The organism is Sphingomonas sp. S2M10 (assembly GCF_012650175.1).
GTDB lineage: Bacteria > Pseudomonadota > Alphaproteobacteria > Sphingomonadales > Sphingomonadaceae > Sphingomonas.
This window is the reverse complement of sequence record NZ_JAAILI010000086.1, coordinates 135,444-153,970: the sequence shown is the minus strand read 5'-3', so window position 1 is coordinate 153,970 and position 18,527 is coordinate 135,444. Positions and strand designations below refer to the sequence as shown.

Here is an 18,527-nt window from a genome sequence, read left to right as displayed (position 1 = left end):
AAACGCCGTTTCGGTTGCGAACCTTTTGGAAGTGCTAGGAAAAACTCAGGCCCTGCGCCAGTCCAGTTGCGACCAGCCGCGTGTCTTGGCCAGCATCGCCAGCGGACCGTGCGCGTTCACCGCGAAGGCCTCGTCCGCCCATTCGAGCAGCGGGGCATCGGAGACATGGTCGGAATAGGCGCGGACATGGCAGTCGGCGCGCCGCAGCCCCTCGGCCGCCAGCCAATTTTCGATCATGTGGAGCTTTACGGGCCCGTAACAGTTCTCGCCCTCGAGTTCGGAGAGAATATGTCCTTGCCCGTCCCGCTTCGCATTGGTGCCGATCACATCGTCGAAGCCCAGCCGCCTGCCGATCGCCTCGGCATAATAATGATGCGAGGCGGTCGCCATCACCAGCCGGCAGCCCGCGGCGCGATCGGCTTCGATCTGTGCGCGGGCCCCCTGCAGCACGCCCTTCCTCAGCTCCAGCTCGGCAAAGGCCTCGGCAACGGCGGTCATCTCGGCGGGCGGCAGCGCGCGGCCCAGCAGCAGCCGGTGCGACAGTCGCTTGAGCCCGGCACGATCGATCCGGCGGGCAACATAGGCCAGTCCGCCCAGCGCCACCACCGGAAACAGCCCCAGCCGCCACGGCGCGCGGGTGCGCGCCACGTGCAGCAGGAACCGGGTCCAGGTCGGTTTCGCGGTGATGGTCTTGTCCATGTCGTAGATGGCGAGGCGTTGCATTGCGCTCTCTAGCCACGGAGGAACTTGCCGTTCCAGCCAGAATCGCGGAAAGGGGGTTTCGATGAGGGCACCCGCCGACTTTGAACGGTCCGACGACAACGGCGAGGCGGTGCTCCGCTTCTCCGGCAATCTTTCGCTTGCCTGCCTGGGCGATCTGCCGGCGCGGCTGGACAGGGTGGAGGGCGCCGTTACCCGGCTCGATCTCCGCGACGTCGGCCGAATGGACACGGTGGGCGCGTGGGTGATCCACCGTTTCGCCCGGGATCGCGGCGCGGCGATCGAGGGCCTGAACGCCGACGAGCAGCATCTGCTCGATCAGGTCGTCGCCGCCGAGCATCCGATCCAGCTGCCGCCGCCGCCGCCCGGCTCGTTCACCCGCGCGCTGAACGAGATCGGCGCTGCGGTGATCAATTCGGGCAAGACGCTCTATGGCCTGCTCGGCTTCATGGGGGCGACGGTGCTCGCCTTCTGGCACGTCGTCACCCATCCGCGCCGGTTCCGCTTCAACGCCACGGTGCAGCGCTTCGAAGTGGTCGGTGTCGGCGCGCTCGGCATCATCGGGCTGATGAGCTTCCTGATCGGCATCGTCATCGCCCAGCAGGGATCGGTGCAGCTGCGCCAGTTCGGCGCGGAAATCTACACGATCAACCTGCTCGGCCGCCTCACCTTGCGCGAGCTCGGCATCCTGATGACCGCGATCATGATCGCCGGCCGCTCGGGATCGGCCTTTGCGGCCCAGATCGGCACGATGAAGCTGACCGAAGAGATCGACGCGATGCGCACGATCGGCGTCTCGCCGATGGAGGCGCTGGTGCTGCCGCGCGTCTTTGCCGTCGTGTTCATGCTGCCGCTGCTCGGCTTCTACTCCTCGATCATCTCGATCCTCGGCGGCGGGCTGCTCTGCTGGGTGGATCTGGGCATTCCACCGATCACCTTCATCCAGCGCATCCGCGAAGTGGTGCCGCTCACCGATCTCTGGGTCGGCCTGGTCAAGGCGCCGGTGTTCGGCGCGATCATCGCCATGGCCGGCTGCTTCCACGGCATGCAGGTGGAAGCCGATGCCGAACAGGTCGGCCAGCGCACCACCACTGCGGTCGTCCAGGCGATCTTCCTGGTGATCGTGCTCGATGCTTTCTTCGCGGTGTTCTTCACCAATGTGGGCTGGATATGAGCGACCAGATGGATGCGCCGGAAAGCATCATCCGTGTCCGCGGCCTGCGCAACGGCTTCGGCGAGCAGATCGTTCATGACGGGCTGGACCTCGACGTCCGCCGCGGGGAGATCATCGGCGTCGTCGGCGGGTCGGGTACCGGCAAATCGGTGCTGATGCGCTCGATCATCGGCCTTCAGCCGCCGCTCGACGGCACGGTGGAGGTGTTCGGCGAGAACACGATCGGCCGCGAAGAGACCGAGGCGGTCGACATTCGCAAGCGCTGGGGCATCCTGTTCCAGGGCGGCGCGCTGTTCTCCACGCTCACGGTGTCCGAGAATGTCCAGGTGCCGCTCAAGGAATATTATCCGGGGCTGGACCAGGCGCTGCTCGAGGAAATCGCCGCCTACAAGGTGGTGATGACCGGCCTGCCGCCGGAGGCGAGCCCCAAATATCCGGCGGAGCTGTCCGGCGGCATGAAGAAGCGCGCCGGCCTGGCCCGTGCGCTGGCGCTGGATCCCGAGCTGCTGTTCCTCGACGAGCCCACCGCCGGGCTCGACCCGATCGGCGCGGCGGCGTTCGACGAGCTGACTGCGTCGCTCCAGAAGACGCTCGGGCTCACCGTGTTCCTGATCACCCATGATCTCGACACGCTCTACGCGATCTGCGACCGCGTCGCGGTGCTGGCGGACAAGCGGGTGATCGCGGTGGGCACGATTCCGGAGCTGCTGGCGTTGGACCATCCTTGGATCCAGGAATATTTCAACGGACCGCGCGGGCGCGCCGCGGTCGCGGGCCCGAACCGGCCGGTGCATGAGGATAAGAGGGGCTGATGGAAACGCGTTCCAATCATGTGCTGGTCGGCGCGGTGGTGCTGATTCTGCTGGCGGTGCTGTGTCTGTTCATCGTCTGGCTGTCGCGGCTGGGCGGCGGCGACGAGCGCGAATATGACATCTTCTTCAAGCAGTCGGTCGACGGGCTCAGCCGCGGCTCCTCGGTGAGCTTTTCGGGCGTGCCCGCCGGCCAGGTGAAGGAAATCCAGTTCTGGCGTCCGGACCCGAGCTTGGTGCGCGTGCGCATCAGCGTGCAGCCCGACGTGCCGATCCTGGAAGGCACCAACGCCACCATCCAGGGCAGCTTCACCGGGCCCAGCACCGTTCAGCTGGACGGTGCGGTGAAGGGCCAGCCCCCGATCGAGTGCCCCAGGGACAATCCCCGCGCCGCCTGCCCGCTGGGCGTGCCGGTGATCCCGACCAAGCAGGGCGGCCTCGGCGCGCTGCTGAGCTCGGCGCCGAAGCTGCTCGAGCGGCTGACCACGCTCACCGAGCGCGTCTCGGACCTGCTCGACGAGAAGAACCAGGCCTCGATTTCGGGCATTCTCGCCAATACCAACCGGCTGACCAAGTCGCTGGCGGATCGCGGGCCCGAGATCGCCGCGACGCTGGCCGAGACGCGCGTCGCGATCCAGCAGGCGGGTATGGCCGCCCAGCAGATCGGCCAGCTTGCCGAGACGACCAACGGCCTGGTGTCGAGCGATATCAAGCCGACGATCGCCAACCTGAACGCCACCATCACTTCGGCGCGCAAGAGCGTCGAGACGCTGGACGCGACGATCGGCGATGCCCGTCCGGGCATCCAGACCTTCTCGAACAAGACGATGCCCGAGGTCGGCCAGCTGGTGCAGGATCTGCGCGAGATGTCGCTGGCGCTCACCAGCGTCGCGCACAAGCTCGATCAGGGCGGCGCCTCCAGCCTGATCGGGGCGCCTGCGCTGCCCACCTACAAGCCGAAGAAGTGAGGCCGAAGCAATGAGGTTCCGGATGAACAAGCCCGCCATCGCCGCGCTGCTCGCCGCCGTGCCGCTGTCCGGCTGCATTTCCTTCGCGGCCAAGCCGCCCGCCTCGCTGCTCACGCTGCAGCCGGCGGCGGTGCTGCCGGCGGGCGAGGTCCAGCAGTCGGGCACGGTCAAGGCGGTGACGATCGGCCCGGTCAATGCGCCGCAGGAACTGGCGACCACCCGCGTGCCGGTCCATTCGGGCCCGGGCGGCACCACGATCGCCTATGTGAAGGATGCGCAATGGGTCGAAGGGCCCGCCAGCCTGTTCGGCCGGCTGCTCGCCGACACCGTCGCCGCGCGCACCGGCCGTATCGTGCTGAGCCGCCGCCAGTCGCTTTCCACCCCGAGCGCGAGCCTGGGCGGCGACCTGCGCAGCTTCGGCGTCGACGCGACCCGGATGGAAGCGGTGGTCACCTTCGATGCCGCGCTGGGGCGCGAAGGCACCCAGGCGTTCGAACGCCGCCGCTTCGAGGCGCGCGTGCCGGTCGCCGCGATCGACACCGCCACGGTCGGCCCGGCGCTCAACCAGGCCGCCAACCAGGTCGCGGACCAGGTCGCGGACTGGGTCGGCAAGTAACGGTCAGGGCCGGCGGCGGATCGCTGCCGGCAGGTCGCAGACGTTGAGCCCGGTCGCCACCGTCGGCGGTGCCGGGTTCAGCCGCAGCGCGAGCATCGCGGCATAGCGGGCGTTATCGGTCGCGCGGACCTGGAAGTGCGGCCGCTCGTCGGGCGGAACTTGGCTGGCGAGCCGTACCCAGACGATGCCGGTCCGCTCGGCTTCGGTCGCATAGACTCCCATCGCGGCGTCGCTGCGCGGCAGGGAGGAGAGCAGCGACATCCCCTCGATGATGCGCCCGACCACCGTATAGTTGCGATCGAGCCGCCGCGCCGATTGGCCGATCGGGGTGAACAGCTCGGATCCGGTGCCGGTGTCGGGCAGCTGGTCGCGCGCGACGCCCACCATGCCGTAGCAATGGGTCAGCCAGGCCGCCTTGCCGTCGGTGGCGATCGGCCAGCCATCGGCGGTGACGCCGGTCGCGCTCGCATAGGAGTCGGCCCCGGGCAGCCGCTGCGCGGGGGTGAAGGCGCCGATCTCGAATTCAGCAGGCGGGCGGGCAATAATCTCGGGAGGGAGCGGCTTCTTCTCGGTGGCATCGCCCCACTGCGCGACCCAATTCTCCTGCACGCGGTAGACGCTCTCGCCGTCCCACCAGCGCGCGGCGGCGAGCTTGCGGATGTTGCTGACATGCGCCGGGGCGAACCGCGCAGCGAGGCGGATCGCGACCTGCTTGCCGTTGGCGAACTGGATCAGCAGGATCTCGTCATCGGGGATGTCGCGCCAGTCCTCGGGCGCAGGCTCGGCCGCCGCAGGCGCGGGCCGCGGCGGCACGGCGGTCTGCGGGGCATTCTGGGCGGCGAGCGGGGCGGCGGCGAGGGTCGCGGCGAGGGCGAGCAGGGTTTTTGCCATGGGGAAAGCTTGGCACGGCAACGGGCGCTTGCCTAGCCGCCCAAGGAACGGTAGGGCCGCGCCTTCCAGGTATCCTGCGGAGCGGTGGCCGAGTGGTCGAAGGCGCTCGCCTGGAAAGTGAGTATACGGCAAAACCGTATCGAGGGTTCGAATCCCTCCCGCTCCGCCACCTGCGCCCTTTTTGGAGCTCCCAAAACCCGCTGAAAACTGCTAGAAAGCCGCACAAATGAGCGGCTTTCCGTTTCGCGGTGTTTCACTCTACCCGACACGATCTCACGCGAAGTGTGGGGAAGAATGAGGTGGAGGTTGCGTGGGAAAGCGTACTGCGCTCAGATCCGGTCGCTCACCGAGCCCGGCCGCTATTCCGACGGAGATGGCTTGTTTCTCGAAATCAATGGTAAGGGAGCAGCCAGAATAATGGGAAGCGGCAGGATATCGGGCTGGGCTCCTGCAAGGTCGTGTCGCTCAATAGGCTCGGGACGCCGCTTTCGCTACGCGCCGGAAGACAGCGCAGGGCAGCGCCCGTGTCGCTGAGCGCAAGCAGGAGCGGCAGGTCATTCCGACATTTCAGAGATCTGCCGAAATGGTCCACCACGAACACGACAAGATGAAAATGGGGTGAGTGAAGTCATCCATCTCGCACTTGCAATGCTGTTGACTCCCGCCCAGGACGTCGCCGCCCTCGTCGTTGCCGATCCGCTCCAGCAGGACATTGTCGCGATCGGTCGCAAGGTTAAGACGTGGCGCGCCGCGATAAATTCGGGCCGGGGCCATGTTGCGGCAGTTGGCGCTAAAGGGGGCCTCATAGGGAGGCTTTTGGTCGATCACGCGGCGGCTTTACGTGCAAAGTCCACGCCCGCCGTGACAATCAAGGACGCCCTCTTGGCTTCGTTCTGACCGGAGGCGAAGCGTCGGGCTACGGCGCCGTCGACGACCTTGATGGCGCTGCCGATCAACAACCTCAGGCGCTGCTGGCCGACAAAGGCTATGACGGCGATGCCGTCCGGGCGAACCTGTTGATCCGCGACATCCTGCCGATCATCCCACCAAAGGCCAACCGGCGCGAACCCAACGCCTGCGACCTCTCAGATGTACCGCTGCTGCCCTTTGCCACATGCCCCACCGGATCCGGGGGCGCGCCGCTATTGCGCGCCCAGTCGCAGCAAGCGCATCGCAGCGGCTCGGATGCGGCCGTAATTGCCCTCCCGCAACGGCCCGAGAATGCCGTGTTGCGCGGGTTCGAGAAAAGCGAGCGGATGGCCGTCCGGCCGAAAGACATAGTGGTCGAACCATGCCCGCCAGGCGGCGCGCTCGGCGGGAGGCCGTTCGGCAATGGCGATCATTGCCAGCAACATGGTGGTATAGGGTTGGTCCGGCCCCGCAGCGAACCCGTCCCACCAGAAATTCGCCAGCATGTTGACGCTGCCGGTCGCCTCCACCTGGTGCCACCAGAGCTTCGGAATATAGAGTGCATCCCCGGGCTCCAGGTCGGCGACCAGCGCACGATGCCGCGCCTTCTCGAATCGGGGATAGCGTTCGTCCGGGACCGTGCTTGCGGCCGCCAGGCTGATCGGCTGGCCCGCGATGGTATTGTCGATCGGCCCGACATACAGGTCGTGGATCGCATCGGGGGGATAAAGCATGAACCGCCGCTTGCCGGCGACGACGCAGGCCAGGTTATCCATCGCATCATAGTGGCAGGCGACACTCGACTCATGGCCGATCCAGAAGCGGGGTCGCAGCGTCGAGGGCAGGAAGGCGAGCGGCGTCAGGCGCTCGATGCCCGGCAGATAGGTCTCGGACGTCAGCGATCCCATGTACAGCGTTTCGTGGCCGGGCACGTCCGCCGTGTCGAGAATGCGCTGGAATGCTTCCCGGAACGGCATCGTTCGATGCGTGAAGTTGAACGCGCGCAGGTCCCCGTCGGCATGCCCATAGCGGCCGCCGATTTCCGGGCGGCCGACGAACAGGTCGACATTCTTGCCCGTGTCGAACGCAAGGATCTGCTTTGCGGTCTCCCGCAGGTCTGCGCAGGAGATGATCGGCCACGCTCGCGCCGCTCCGCGCAGCACGATGGGTTCGCAGCGATACATCACGGCAGCCTGGAACGCGGCCGGATCCTCAAGCGCCGATTCCGCCAGGGTCGCCGGAACCGGGGTCACGCTGCCAGGCCGTCATTGTATCGACGTGCCAGTCGACGGACATGGGATATCGAGGAGGATTGCGCATAGGCGAGCTGGAGATCGCCGCGGCGGAACAGGTCCAGCGCGGCGGCATCGGGCAGCGCGTGCAGGCGGTCCATGCTGACGGTGTAGAGGCCGTCGAGCTGGATGGAACTCCCATCATCGAAGTTCAGGTTGATATCGATCGGTTCCAGCAGCCTGTGATCGAGCAGCCGTGCAATGGCGGCATCCGTTGCCGGCAGGCCGACCTGCAGCGTGCCGAGCGCCCGCTGTATCCGCCGCAGCGCTGCGCTGGGTTCGCCATCCGCCTCGAACAGACGCTCTCCTTCCACCGCCGAGAACACCGCGTGATTCCGATCGATGACGATGCCGTCCTCCACCAGGTAGAAGCCCTGCCGTTCCAGATCGGCGGGCCTGTATCCCGTCAGCCGCCCCTTCTCGCCGCTCAAGCTCTGATGGGGTTTGAGCCCCAGCACCGCCCCCGCATAGAAGCCTCCGGTCTGGGGGTGCTTGGTGAAGAAGATGGCGAATTCCTGCGCCGCCGCAACGAACTCGTCGGCGACGATCTGGACGAAGTGGCGGCGGGCGTCGGGCGCCTGCGATACGCGGAGCCCGGCATGCTGCTCGAAGCTGAGGCTTTCCCATTGTTCCACTGCCGTCTCCTCGTCGCGTCGTTATCGATCTTTCGGCCCCGTGATGCACCGTCCTGCCCGATGCGGCCAAGCGTGATATTTGCTCCGACTTATAAACTTGCATCCGGTAGCGGCTTTGATATTGTTACCGCTAACTTGTCGGGGTCGAGGGAGGAACGCTCCCCCGCTTCCACCGGCGGGTTCACATGTCGTGATCCCTCACCGCAGAAGGGGCGCGACTGAGAGAGGGGATACCGAGATGGCCTTTTCGTTCTCGAGTCGCGTTCGCACGCAAGTTTCGTTAACGTTACCCACCCTCGCCTGCGCGACGAGCGTCGTTGCCCTCGTGGCGGCGGCCCCGAGCCAAGCACAGAGCCAGGCCGCGACCGGCGCCGCGCCGCAGGACGTGCAGGCAAGCCCCGGACCCGATGAGGAAATCATCGTCACCGGCCTGCGCGGTTCGTTGCAGCGCAACCTGGATATCAAGCGCGAGTCGTCGGGCGTGGTCGATGTCATCTCTGCGGAAGACATCGGCAAGTTTCCGGACTCGAACGTCGCAGCGTCGCTGCAGCGCCTGCCGGGCGTGTCCATCCAGCGGTCCGGATCGCGCGGCGAGCCGACCGGGATCACCGTCCGCGGCTTCGGGGGTGACTTCAACACCACGCTGTATGACGGCCGCCGCATTTCCACGGCAACCGGCGGGCGACAGATCGATTTCAGCACGGTGGGCGTGGATTTCATCGGGCAATTGTCCGTCTTGAAAACGCCCGACGTTTCGCTCTCCTCGAGCTCGATCGGCGCCACCGTCGACATCAAGTTCCCCAACGCCTTCGATCATCCCGGCTTCCGCATGGCCGCCACGGCATCGGGCTCGATCCAGGATCGTGCCGACAAGATCGTGCCGACCGGCGGCCTGCTGCTCAGCAACACCTTCGCCGACGACACGATCGGCGTGCTGGCGGACGTGATCTATACCCGCCGCGACACTGATACCAATCGAGTCTATGTGTCGGGCTGGCCGGGCGGCAACTTCGCGCCATGCCAGCTGACCGCGGCCTGCACCGCGGCGCAGCTTGCCAACAAGACGCTGCCGGGCTGGTTCCCGCAGCAATATGGTGCCGAACAGCAGCGCGTGCGCGACGAGCGCGTCGATGCCCGCATCTCGCTCCAGTATCATCCGTCCGAAGAACTGATGGTGACGCTGGACAACAACTTCTCCCGCCAGAACATCACCCAAGACAATTACGCGTTCGGCGTCTGGTTCAACCAGGGCGATCTGCGCAACGTGACGCTGGACGAGAACGGCACCGCGGTGGACTTCACCCAGGCCGGCACCCCGACCGACTTCACCGCGGCGCTCAACAAGCAGATCCTGCAGACCAACCAGACGGGCCTGAACGTCAAGTACACGGCGTCCGACAACCTCACCCTGGAAGCCGATGCCGCCTATGCGAAGAGCTGGCTCAATCCGGGGGACACGATCGGCAGCCAGAACGGCGACATCGGCTATGGCGGCACGCTCAGCAACGTGCTGCGCTTCAACGTCACCGGGGACAGCAAGGATTCGTTCCCGACGATCAGCAACTTCGGGCCGGCGGGCAATGCCGCGAACTGGGCGAACACCGCGCTGATCGGCTCGCACGTCACCGTCAACCAGACGCAGAAGAACACCGACGACCTCGCGCAATTCCGCGCAGCGGCGACCTGGAAGCAGGACAATCTGACGCTGAAGGCGGGCGGTCAGTTCTACCAGGACACGTTCAACTTCCGCAACCAGAGCACCTTCACCAACAATTTCTGGCAGGCCTATGCCGGCTATGGTGCTCCCTCGGGTCGTACCACCGGAATCGCGCCGCTGCCCGCCAGCCTGTACCAGGGCTCGATCAGTCTCGACAATTTCATCCCGGGCTTCGGCGGCGCGCTTCCGCCGTCGGTGTTCATCTTCAGCCCGGTCGCCTATCAGCAATATCTGACCGGCCTGGGCAATCCGCAGGCGAAGAACATCCCGGGCTATAATTACGACAGCGTCACCGGGTTCACCGGCACCTTCGACGAGGCCGTGGACCCCGGCAGCGTGCTACGCGTCCGGGAACGGACTTGGTCGCTGTTCCTCAGCGCCAGCTTCAAGGCGGATGTCGGAGGCATGCCGTTCACCCTCAACGCCGGCGTGCGCAACGAGACGACCAACCTGGTCGCGACAGGCCAGGGCCGCTTGCCGACCCAGCTCGTCACCAGCCTCGCCGATCCGACGCTGCTCAGCGTGCCGACCTATACCGACATCCAGGGCGTCACGAACAACAGCTCCTATTCCTATCTGCTGCCGAGCTTCGACGCGAAGCTCGAACTTACCAACAACCTCATCCTGCGCGTCGACGCCTCGCGGACGCTGACGCGACCCACGCTCAACCTGCTGAACCCGGTGCTCAACGTCGGCAGCGGCCAGCGTGTCGGGGCATTGTCCGCGAGCGGCGGCAACCCGAACCTGCGGCCCTATCTCGCCGACAATTTCGACATCGGCGCGGAATGGTACTACCAGCGCAACTCCTACCTCTCGGTCGGGTTCTTCCTGAAGAACGTGTCGAACTTCATCGTCGGCGGCGTTACCCGGCAGGCGATCAACGGCGTGGTCGATCCGACCACCGGGCAGCTGGCTAGCTTCGCAGTTTCGCAGCAGGTCAACGGGCCGGATGCGACGGTCCGGGGTGTCGAGCTTGCGTTGCAGCACGTCTTCGGCAATTCGGGCTTCGGCTTTCAGGCCAACGCCACGCTGGTCGACACCAATCGACCCTATGACGACAAGAATATCTCGCAGACCGGGTTCGCGGTCACCGGCCTCGCCAACTCGGCCAACTTCGTCGGCTTCTACGACAAGGGCGGGTTCCAGATCCGCGCGGCCCTGAACTGGCGCGACAAGTATCTGCTCCAGTTCGGCCAGAACCAGAATACCGGTTCGTTCGGTGCGGAGCCGACATTCGTGAACCAGAGCTTCCAGGTCGATCTCACGACGAGCTACGACATCTCGAAGCAATTCAGCGTTTTCGCCGAAGCGCTGAACCTCAACAACAACCAGCAGAGCACCCATGGTCGCTACAGCAACCAGTTGCTCGACGTGTTCGACTATGGTCGGCGGTACACGCTGGGCGTGCGCTATCGGTTCTGATACCGCGGCGTACCAATGATCCGCGGGCGGGGTGCGCGCAGCCGTACCCCGCCCCCGCATCGGCATCGGCATCGGGCAGACCTATGCGCGAAATCAAGAACATCGTGATTGTCGGGGGCGGGACAGCGGGCTGGCTGACGGCCGGCGTCATCGCCGCGCGCCATCAGGCCCGCCGCGCGCAGGGTTTTACCGTCACGCTGGTGGAATCCCCCAGCGTGCCGATCATCGGCGTGGGCGAGGGCACCTGGCCGACGCTGCGCACCACCTTGCGCAAGATCGGCGTGTCCGAGACCGAATTCTTCCGCCAGTGCGACGCCGCCTTCAAGCAGGGCGCGCGCTTCAACCGCTGGACGACCGGCACCGCCGATGACGGCTATTATCATCCGCTGATGCTGCCCCAGGGCTTTGCCCAGACCAACCTCGTGCCGCACTGGCTGGCGGACGAGGACCAGCAGAGCTTTTGCGACGCGGTCACTCCCCAGGGGAGAATCTGCGACGCGGGGCTCGCGCCGAAGACCATCGCCACGGCGGAATATGACGGCATCGCCAACTACGCCTATCATCTTGACGCCGGCAAATTCTCGTCTTTCCTGCAGCGGCATTGCTGCGACACGCTCGGCGTGCGGCACGTGCTCGCGGATGTGACCAACGTGCAGTTGAGCGAAAGCGGCGACATCGACCGTCTCGAAACCGCGCAGGGCACCTCCATCGCCGGCGACCTGTTCGTCGATTGCACCGGCTTCGCGGCACTGCTGATCGGCGAGGCGCTGGGCGTCGGCTTTCGCGCGTGCGACGATGTGCTGTTCTGCGACACCGCGCTCGCCATGCAGGTCCCCTATGCGGATCCCAAGGACCCCATCGCCAGCCACACCATTTCCACGGCGCAATCGGCCGGCTGGATCTGGGACATCGGCCTGCCCACCCGCCGCGGCGTCGGCCACGTCTTTTCCAGCAGCCACACCAGCGTCGACGACGCCGAGCGCGCGCTTCGCGACTATGTCGGCCCCGCCGCGCGCGACTTGTCCGTCCGCCGCCTCGCCATCCGCTCCGGCCATCGCGAGACGTTCTGGAAGCGGAACTGCGTCGCGGTAGGCCTTGCCGCCGGCTTTCTCGAGCCGCTGGAAGCCTCCGCGATCGTGCTGATCGAGCTTTCCGCCAAGATCATTGCCGAGCAAATGCCCGCCTGCCGCGAGGTGATGGACACCGTTGCCCGCCGCTACAACGACACGACCTCGTATCGCTGGGGCAGGATCATCGATTTCCTGAAGCTCCATTACGCGCTCACCAAGCGTACCGACACCGACTTCTGGCGCGACAACCAGCGTGCGGAGACGATCCCCGATCGCCTGCGGGCGCTGATGGCGCTGTGGGAATATCACGCGCCGTGGCTGCACGACGAATTCGATCGCGTCGAGGAAGTGTTTCCCTCCGCCAGCTACCAATATGTCCTGTACGGCATGGGGCACCGGACCAGGATTCCGCCGGGCACCTTCGAGGCCGATGCCGAGCAGGCCGCGCGTCTCCGTCGGGAGAACAAGATCTACACCGATCGGCTGCTGCAGGGTCTGCCCAGGCACCGGTCGCTGATCGACAGGATCGTCCACCATGGCCTCCAGCCAATCTGAACCACGGAGTAGACGGATGCCCAGGCAATGGATCGACCTCGCAGCCCTGATGGCGGGCCTGCTCGCCGCCACCGGTGCGAACGCCCAGCCCCGGCTGGACGGGGTGTTCGCTAGCCATGCGGTGCTCCAGCGGGATCAGCCCATCACCCTGACCGGCAGCGCTCGCGCGGGTGAAACCGTGATGATCAGCCTGGCCGGCCGCAGCCTGAGCATCGCGGCCGATCGCAACGGCCGGTTCAGGGCGCAACTGCCCGCCCTGCCTGCCGGCGGCCCCTTCACCCTCACCCTGGCGGCACCCAGCGGCGCGACGGTGCTGGACGATATTCTGATCGGCGACGTGTTCCTCTGCTCGGGCCAGAGCAACATGGAGATGAAGGTCCGCGACGCGCAGAGCCTTTTCCCGGAGGCGCATGCGCCGGTCGACGATCGCCTCCGGTTGCTGACGGTGGCCAAGAAGTCCGCAGCCAGCCCGCTGGCGCAGTTCGATGCCGTGCCCCGCTGGGAAATCGCCGGCCCGGATACGGCGCCTTCCTTCTCCGCCGCCTGCCTGTACATGGTCCAGTCGCTGCGGCGGGACCGAGACGTGCCGGTGGGCGCGATCCATTCCAGTTGGGGCGGTTCGCGGATCAGCGCCTGGATGAGCGATGCGGCCCTGCGCCGCAGCGGACTTGCCGACGATGCGGACCTGCTCGCCCTCTACGCCCGCGATCCCGCGGCGGCGACGCGGCGCACCTCGGCGCTGTGGGATGCCTGGTGGCGCGGCGCCAGCGGCGACACTGCCGGATCGGAGCCATGGCAGCCGAACGCCTTGCTCGCCTGGCGCCCGGTTCCCGCCTTCACCAATTTCGAAAGCTGGGGTGTGCCCGAGCTGGCCAACTATAACGGCATGCTCTGGTACCAGCGCACGGTCGAGCTTACCGATGCCCAGGCGCGCGGTGCCGCCACCCTGTCGCTCGGCATGATCGACGATGCCGACCGCACCTGGGTCAACGGGATCGGTGTCGGCGGGACCAGCCTCGCCGGGGCACCGCGGATCTACGTGCTCCCCGCCGGCACGCTGCAGCCAGGGCGCAACATCTTCACCGTCAACGACGACGACGTCTATGCATTCGGCGGCATGCTGGGGCCGGTCGACGCGATGCGGCTGACGCTTGCGGACGGCACCAGCATCCCGCTCGGCAGCGGCTGGCGCTATGCGATCGCCCGGCCCGTGTCGGGCGCCGCACCGCGGGTGCCGTGGGACGACATCAACGGTGCCGGCACGCTGTTCAACGCGATGATCGCGCCGCTCGCGCCGATCCGCCTCGCCGGCATCGCCTGGTACCAGGGCGAGTCCGACACCGCGATCCGCGGCTACGACCGTCGACTGCGCGCGATGATGGCGGATTGGCGGGAACGCTTCGGCAGCCCGTCGACCGCATTCGTCATCGCGCAGCTCGCCAATTATGGCGCGCCCGCTTCCGCGCCATCGGAAAGCGGCTGGGCCGATGTGCGCGATGCGCAGCGCCGCGTGGCCGCAGCCGATCCGCATGCCGGGCTGGCCGTCACGCTCGACATCGGCGACGCTGCGGACATTCACCCGGGCGAGAAGCGCCTCGTCGGCCAGCGGCTCGCCCAGGCGATGCGCGCGGCGCTGGCCGGCGCGCGCGACGGCCGCGCGGGCCCCGCGATCGCTTCGGCCGAACGCCAGGGCGGCAATGTCGTGCTCCACTTCACCGGCGTGCAGGGCGCGCTCCACGCCAGCAGTTCGGACCAGGCGATCGGCTTCGAACTCTGCGGCCCGTCGCCGGGCAGCTGCCGCTATGCCGCGGCACGCGCGGCGGGCACCAGCGTGACGCTCACCGGCGACGACAAGCCGATCACCCGGGTCCGCTACGCCTGGGCCGATGCGCCCGCCACCAATCTGGCGGACGACGCGCGCCTGCCCATCGGCACATTTGAAATACCGGTTTCGTGATGGATTGCCTCACCCGCATGGTTCGGAACCTATAAACCTCCGCTCAGGCCGATCTACCGAAGCTTTCTGGATCAACATATAAAAGAGGGGCGAACTGGATGCGTGTGTTTAGAGGCACGATGGCCGTTGCTGGACTTCTATCCTATGCCATACCAGCTTGTGCGCAGACCGATCTTCGGCTGGACCGGTCCGACTATTTCGAATCTCCCGGCGTCAATTGGCTGGTATTTTCAAACGTCAACGAAGGATTGTTCGCTGATGCCAAGATCAGCGGGGTCGAACTGATCCAGCAGGGCCTTCGTACCGCGACGAACGGCGATGTCCGCCTCGCTGCCACGCCCGGCCAGTGGGACCCGGCCGGTGTGTTCGTGTCCCGCCGTGTCGACAAGGCGGCGGGCGTGATCGAGGCAACGTTGAAATATCCCGACTTCCAGTACACCATCCGCGCCGAGCGCCGCGGGGCAAGCGTGGTCTTTTCGGTGCTGCTCGATTCTCCGCTGCCGGCGTCGCAGGTCGGCAAGGCCGGTCTCAACCTGGAATTCGTGCCCTCCGCCTATTTCCATCACAGCTACACGGTGGACGGCACATCGGCGCTGTTTCCCCGCTACCCCGCCGACCGGATGACCGCGACGGCCGAGCGCAATGCGGCAAGCGGCCGCAGTGACGGGCCGGGCGCCGAGCCGCTGCCTTTTGCCAGCGGCCGCGCGCTGGTGCTGGCGCCCGAGGACCCCGCGCGCCGGGTCGGCATCCGCACCGGCGACGGCATGCTCGCCATGTTCGACGGGCGCAACCAGGCGCAGAACGGCTGGTACGTCGTCCGCCAGCTGCTGCCCGCGGGCCGGACCGGGCGGGTCGTCGAATGGACCCTGGACGCGACCAGCGTGCCGGGCTGGCTCCGGCCGCCGGTGATCGGCCATTCCCAGGTCGGCTACACGCCCCAGGGGCCCAAGATCGCGACGATCGAGCTAGACCGCGATGATGCACGCACCCTGCAGCCGCGCCTGCTGAGACTGGATGCGGCGGGCCGCTTCGTGCCGGTCGCCACCCCGCCGGCACGGGAATGGGGCAGGTACCTGCGCTACCGCTACCTTCAACTGGACTTCAGCAAGGTTACGACGCCCGGGACCTACGCGATCCAATATGCCGACACGCGGACGGCTCCCTTTCCCATCCAGCCTGGCATCCTGCGGGACGTGTGGAACCTGACCAGCGACGTCTATCTGCCCATCGCGATGGACCATATGCTGGTGAACGAAGCCTATCGGGTGTGGCATGGCGATCCCCACCGCGACGATGCCCGCCAGGCGCCGCTCAACCATGAGCATATCGATCTCTATCGCCAGGGGCCTACGACCGACACCCCATTCAAGCCCGGCGAGCATATTCCCGGTCTCGCCGTCGGCGGTTGGCTGGATGCAGGCGATTTCGATATCCGTACCCAAACCCAGTATCAGGTCATCCGCCAGCTGGTGGACGCGTGGGAGACGTTCGGGATCGACCGCGACACGGTGTCGGTCGATTGGGAGACGCGGCGTGTCGAGATCCACGTGCCCGACGGCGTGCCCGACATCCTGCAGCAGATCCGGCATGGCAGCCTGCAGCTGCTCGCCCAGCAGGATGCCGTCGGCCATGCGATCCACGGCATCGTCGAGCCCGATGTCGGCCAGTATACCCATCTCGGCGATGCCGCCAGCAAGACGGACGGGCTGGTCTATGACTCCAAGCTCAAGCCCTTCGAGCGCGCATATGACAGCAAGGGCGGGCGCAGCGGCACGCCCGACGATCGCTGGGCCTTCACCAGCAAGGCATCCGCGCTGGACTATGGCTCCGCCGCGGCACTGGCGGCAACCTACCGCGCCTGGAAGGATCGCGACGCCGCCTTCGCCGGCCGCTGCCTCGCGGTCGCCCAGAAAATCTGGGCCGATGAGCATCGCCATGCGCCGGACCTGTTCCAGCACGGCAACACCACCGGCGGGCCGCTGGAAGCGGAGGAGTTTGCCGCGGCCGTGGAGCTGCTCGCTGCCACCGGCGATTCACGCTATGCCGAGCGGGTGCAGGCGCTGACCCCGGCGATGCTGCGCAGCTTCGCCTTCACCGCGACGACCATGGTGAAAGCGCTGCCGTTCATGCCCGCGGCCTATCGCGCCGCGCTTGAACCGGCGGTGCGCGAATGGGCGGCAAAGGCGCGGGCGATGGGCAAGGAAAACCCCTTCGGCGTACCGATCACGACAGGCGGCTGGGCGGGCAGCGGCAGCGTTCTCAACTTCGGCCTGACCGGCGATGCACTGCACCGCGCCTTCCCCGAGCTGGTAGACGCCTCGCCGGTCCAGCGCGCGCTCGACTTCCTGCACGGCCACCACCCGGCATCGGACCGTTCGCTGGTATCCGGCGTCGGCGCGTTGTCGAAGGAGGTCGCCTATGGCAGCAACCGGGCGGACTTCTCCTTCATTCCGGGCGGCGTGGTGCCCGGCGTGCTGGTGCTGAAGCCGGACTATCCCGAGAATCGCGACGACTGGCCCTTCTTCTGGGGGGAGAACGAATATGTCGTACCGGAAGGCGCGATGTACATCGCGCTCGCCAATGCGGGTGCCCGGCTCAACCGGATCGCAAATTGAACGATCCGACGTTCCAGAACGCAATGACAGGAGAGGGTGGAATGACGAAGAGGCTAATCCCAGGGACGGCGGACCGCACAGGCACGGTGCGCGGTCGGCGCATGATGCGGATCGCGATCGCGGCGGCATTCGCCTGCGCCCATTCCCTGCCCGCACTGGCGCAGAACGACAAGATGCAGCCGATCGCGACCCCGGCGCAGCCCAGCGCCATCGATCTCGGCACCGGCCCGCTCGCGGGCGCGAGCAATCCGGAAAGCTGGCACAGCCAATATGGCAGCGTGTTCGCGCGGAACGTGGTGGTCGCAACGCTCACGCCCTTTCTGCCGGATCCGGCGAAGGCGAGTGGCGCCGCGGTGGTTGTCGCACCCGGCGGCGGCTTCCGCACCCTTTCGATGGAAAATGAAGGCTGGGACGTTGCCAAGGCGCTCGCCGCACGGGGCGTGGCCGCGTTCGTGCTCAAATATCGCCTGAACCAGACGCCGCGCGAGATGGACGCCTTTGAACGGTCGATGGCGGAAATGTTCTCGACCACCGCCGCTCGCCCGCCCCGGCCCGATCCGGCGGCGATGATGGCGGGTCTCGCGCCGCAGATCGCGGACTCGCGCGCGGCGTTCGCTCTGATCCGCAAGCGATCGGCTGAATGGCGCGTCGATCCGAACAAGGTCGGCATGATCGGCTTCTCGGCCGGTGCGATGCTCACCATGGCGACCGCGCTGGCCGGGCAGGACGCCAAGCCGGCCTTCATCGCCGACATCTACGGGCCGCTCGCCAGCGTCACGGTCCCGGCCGACGGCCCGCCGCTGTTCGTTGCCCTCGCGGCCGACGATCCCTTTTTCGCCAATGGCGGCTTCGGCCTGATCGAGGCGTGGAAGGCGGCCGGGCGACCGGTGGAATTCCATTTGTACGAACAGGGCGGTCACGGCTTCGGCATGTATCCGAAGGCGACGACCAGCACCGGCTGGTTCGATGCATTCGCGCGCTGGCTGACCATGCATGGCTGGATGAAGCCGGCGGTGTAAGCGACGGTAGGCGCACTGGAGCGTCTTCACCTCGGGTGAAGACGCTCCAGTGCGCTCGTCGTCGCGCTTCCGGGCCGTTGAGTCGAAGCTCGGCGCGAACCTGCTTCAGCGGCGGGTCCGCTCTCCCACCCAGGCATCGCCGCACCGCGACGGCCGCA

Annotated in this window: 15 protein-coding genes and 1 tRNA gene; 10 read left to right on the top strand and 6 right to left on the bottom strand. The window is 66.7% G+C overall.

The window, feature by feature from the left end; translation table 11 throughout:
• Window positions 1-45 precede the first annotated feature (45 nt).
• Window positions 46-723, bottom strand: a complete 678-nt coding sequence (locus S2M10_RS21700; RefSeq protein WP_168847932.1) for an HAD-IB family hydrolase — start codon at window positions 721-723, stop codon at window positions 46-48.
• A 61-nt stretch (window positions 724-784) separates the two neighbouring features.
• Between S2M10_RS21700 and S2M10_RS21695 the strand changes: the two genes are divergently transcribed.
• From S2M10_RS21695 to S2M10_RS21680, 4 genes are read left to right on the top strand one after another with little or no spacing between them, the layout of a single operon-like run.
• Window positions 785-1,894, top strand: coding sequence for an ABC transporter permease (locus tag S2M10_RS21695; RefSeq protein WP_168847931.1), 1,110 nt, complete (start codon window positions 785-787; stop codon window positions 1,892-1,894).
• Complete coding sequence (locus tag S2M10_RS21690) at window positions 1,891-2,706, top strand: ABC transporter ATP-binding protein (protein ID WP_168847930.1); 816 nt, start codon at window positions 1,891-1,893, stop codon at window positions 2,704-2,706. The genes S2M10_RS21695 and S2M10_RS21690 overlap by 4 nt, the downstream gene beginning before the upstream one ends.
• A complete protein-coding gene (locus S2M10_RS21685) occupies window positions 2,706-3,671 on the top strand; it encodes an MlaD family protein (protein WP_168847929.1) in 966 nt (321 codons plus the stop codon). The genes S2M10_RS21690 and S2M10_RS21685 overlap by 1 nt, the downstream gene beginning before the upstream one ends.
• Before the next feature lie 22 nt (window positions 3,672-3,693).
• A complete protein-coding gene (locus tag S2M10_RS21680; protein ID WP_168847928.1) occupies window positions 3,694-4,287 on the top strand; it encodes an ABC-type transport auxiliary lipoprotein family protein in 594 nt (197 codons plus the stop codon).
• A gap of 3 nt (window positions 4,288-4,290) precedes the next feature.
• On the opposite strand, the gene S2M10_RS21675 is transcribed toward S2M10_RS21680, so the two are convergent.
• The gene (locus tag S2M10_RS21675) at window positions 4,291-5,178 is read right to left on the bottom strand and encodes a peptidylprolyl isomerase (protein WP_168847927.1); all 888 of its coding nucleotides are present in this window, start codon (window positions 5,176-5,178) and stop codon (window positions 4,291-4,293) included.
• A 78-nt stretch (window positions 5,179-5,256) separates the two neighbouring features.
• Between S2M10_RS21675 and S2M10_RS21670 the strand changes: the two genes are divergently transcribed.
• Window positions 5,257-5,347 (top strand) — tRNA-Ser (locus S2M10_RS21670).
• Between the two features lie 398 nt (window positions 5,348-5,745).
• On the opposite strand, the gene S2M10_RS22490 is transcribed toward S2M10_RS21670, so the two are convergent.
• The 4 genes from S2M10_RS22490 to S2M10_RS21655 all read right to left on the bottom strand — a co-directional run bounded on the left by S2M10_RS22490 (window position 5,746) and on the right by S2M10_RS21655 (window position 8,014).
• Window positions 5,746-6,006: a hypothetical protein gene (locus S2M10_RS22490; protein ID WP_211091215.1), complete on the bottom strand. Its 261-nt coding sequence runs from the start codon at window positions 6,004-6,006 to the stop codon at window positions 5,746-5,748.
• Window positions 6,003-6,134: a hypothetical protein gene (locus S2M10_RS23040; protein WP_282098076.1), complete on the bottom strand. Its 132-nt coding sequence runs from the start codon at window positions 6,132-6,134 to the stop codon at window positions 6,003-6,005. Before S2M10_RS23040 ends, S2M10_RS22490 begins: the two co-directional genes overlap by 4 nt.
• Before the next feature lie 186 nt (window positions 6,135-6,320).
• Window positions 6,321-7,340, bottom strand: coding sequence for a cupin-like domain-containing protein (locus S2M10_RS21660; RefSeq protein ID WP_348770655.1), 1,020 nt, complete (start codon window positions 7,338-7,340; stop codon window positions 6,321-6,323).
• On the bottom strand, window positions 7,337-8,014 hold the full coding sequence (locus tag S2M10_RS21655; RefSeq protein ID WP_168847926.1) for a SapC family protein: 678 nt from the start codon (window positions 8,012-8,014) through the stop codon (window positions 7,337-7,339). The genes S2M10_RS21660 and S2M10_RS21655 overlap by 4 nt, the downstream gene beginning before the upstream one ends.
• Window positions 8,015-8,252: 238 nt before the next feature.
• On the opposite strand from S2M10_RS21655, the gene S2M10_RS21650 reads away from it, so the two are divergent.
• The 5 genes from S2M10_RS21650 (at window position 8,253) to S2M10_RS21630 (ending at window position 18,369) form a co-directional block, all read left to right on the top strand.
• The gene (locus S2M10_RS21650) at window positions 8,253-11,153 is read left to right on the top strand and encodes a TonB-dependent receptor (protein WP_168847925.1); all 2,901 of its coding nucleotides are present in this window, start codon (window positions 8,253-8,255) and stop codon (window positions 11,151-11,153) included.
• Window positions 11,154-11,236: 83 nt separating this feature from the next.
• Window positions 11,237-12,778, top strand: coding sequence for a tryptophan halogenase family protein (locus S2M10_RS21645; protein WP_168847924.1), 1,542 nt, complete (start codon window positions 11,237-11,239; stop codon window positions 12,776-12,778).
• A gap of 16 nt (window positions 12,779-12,794) precedes the next feature.
• A complete protein-coding gene (locus tag S2M10_RS21640; protein ID WP_247650954.1) occupies window positions 12,795-14,735 on the top strand; it encodes a sialate O-acetylesterase in 1,941 nt (646 codons plus the stop codon).
• A gap of 98 nt (window positions 14,736-14,833) precedes the next feature.
• On the top strand, window positions 14,834-17,350 hold the full coding sequence (locus tag S2M10_RS21635; RefSeq protein WP_247650953.1) for a glycoside hydrolase family 9 protein: 2,517 nt from the start codon (window positions 14,834-14,836) through the stop codon (window positions 17,348-17,350).
• A 101-nt stretch (window positions 17,351-17,451) separates the two neighbouring features.
• Window positions 17,452-18,369: an alpha/beta hydrolase gene (locus tag S2M10_RS21630; RefSeq protein ID WP_168847957.1), complete on the top strand. Its 918-nt coding sequence runs from the start codon at window positions 17,452-17,454 to the stop codon at window positions 18,367-18,369.
• Window positions 18,370-18,527 lie beyond the last annotated feature (158 nt).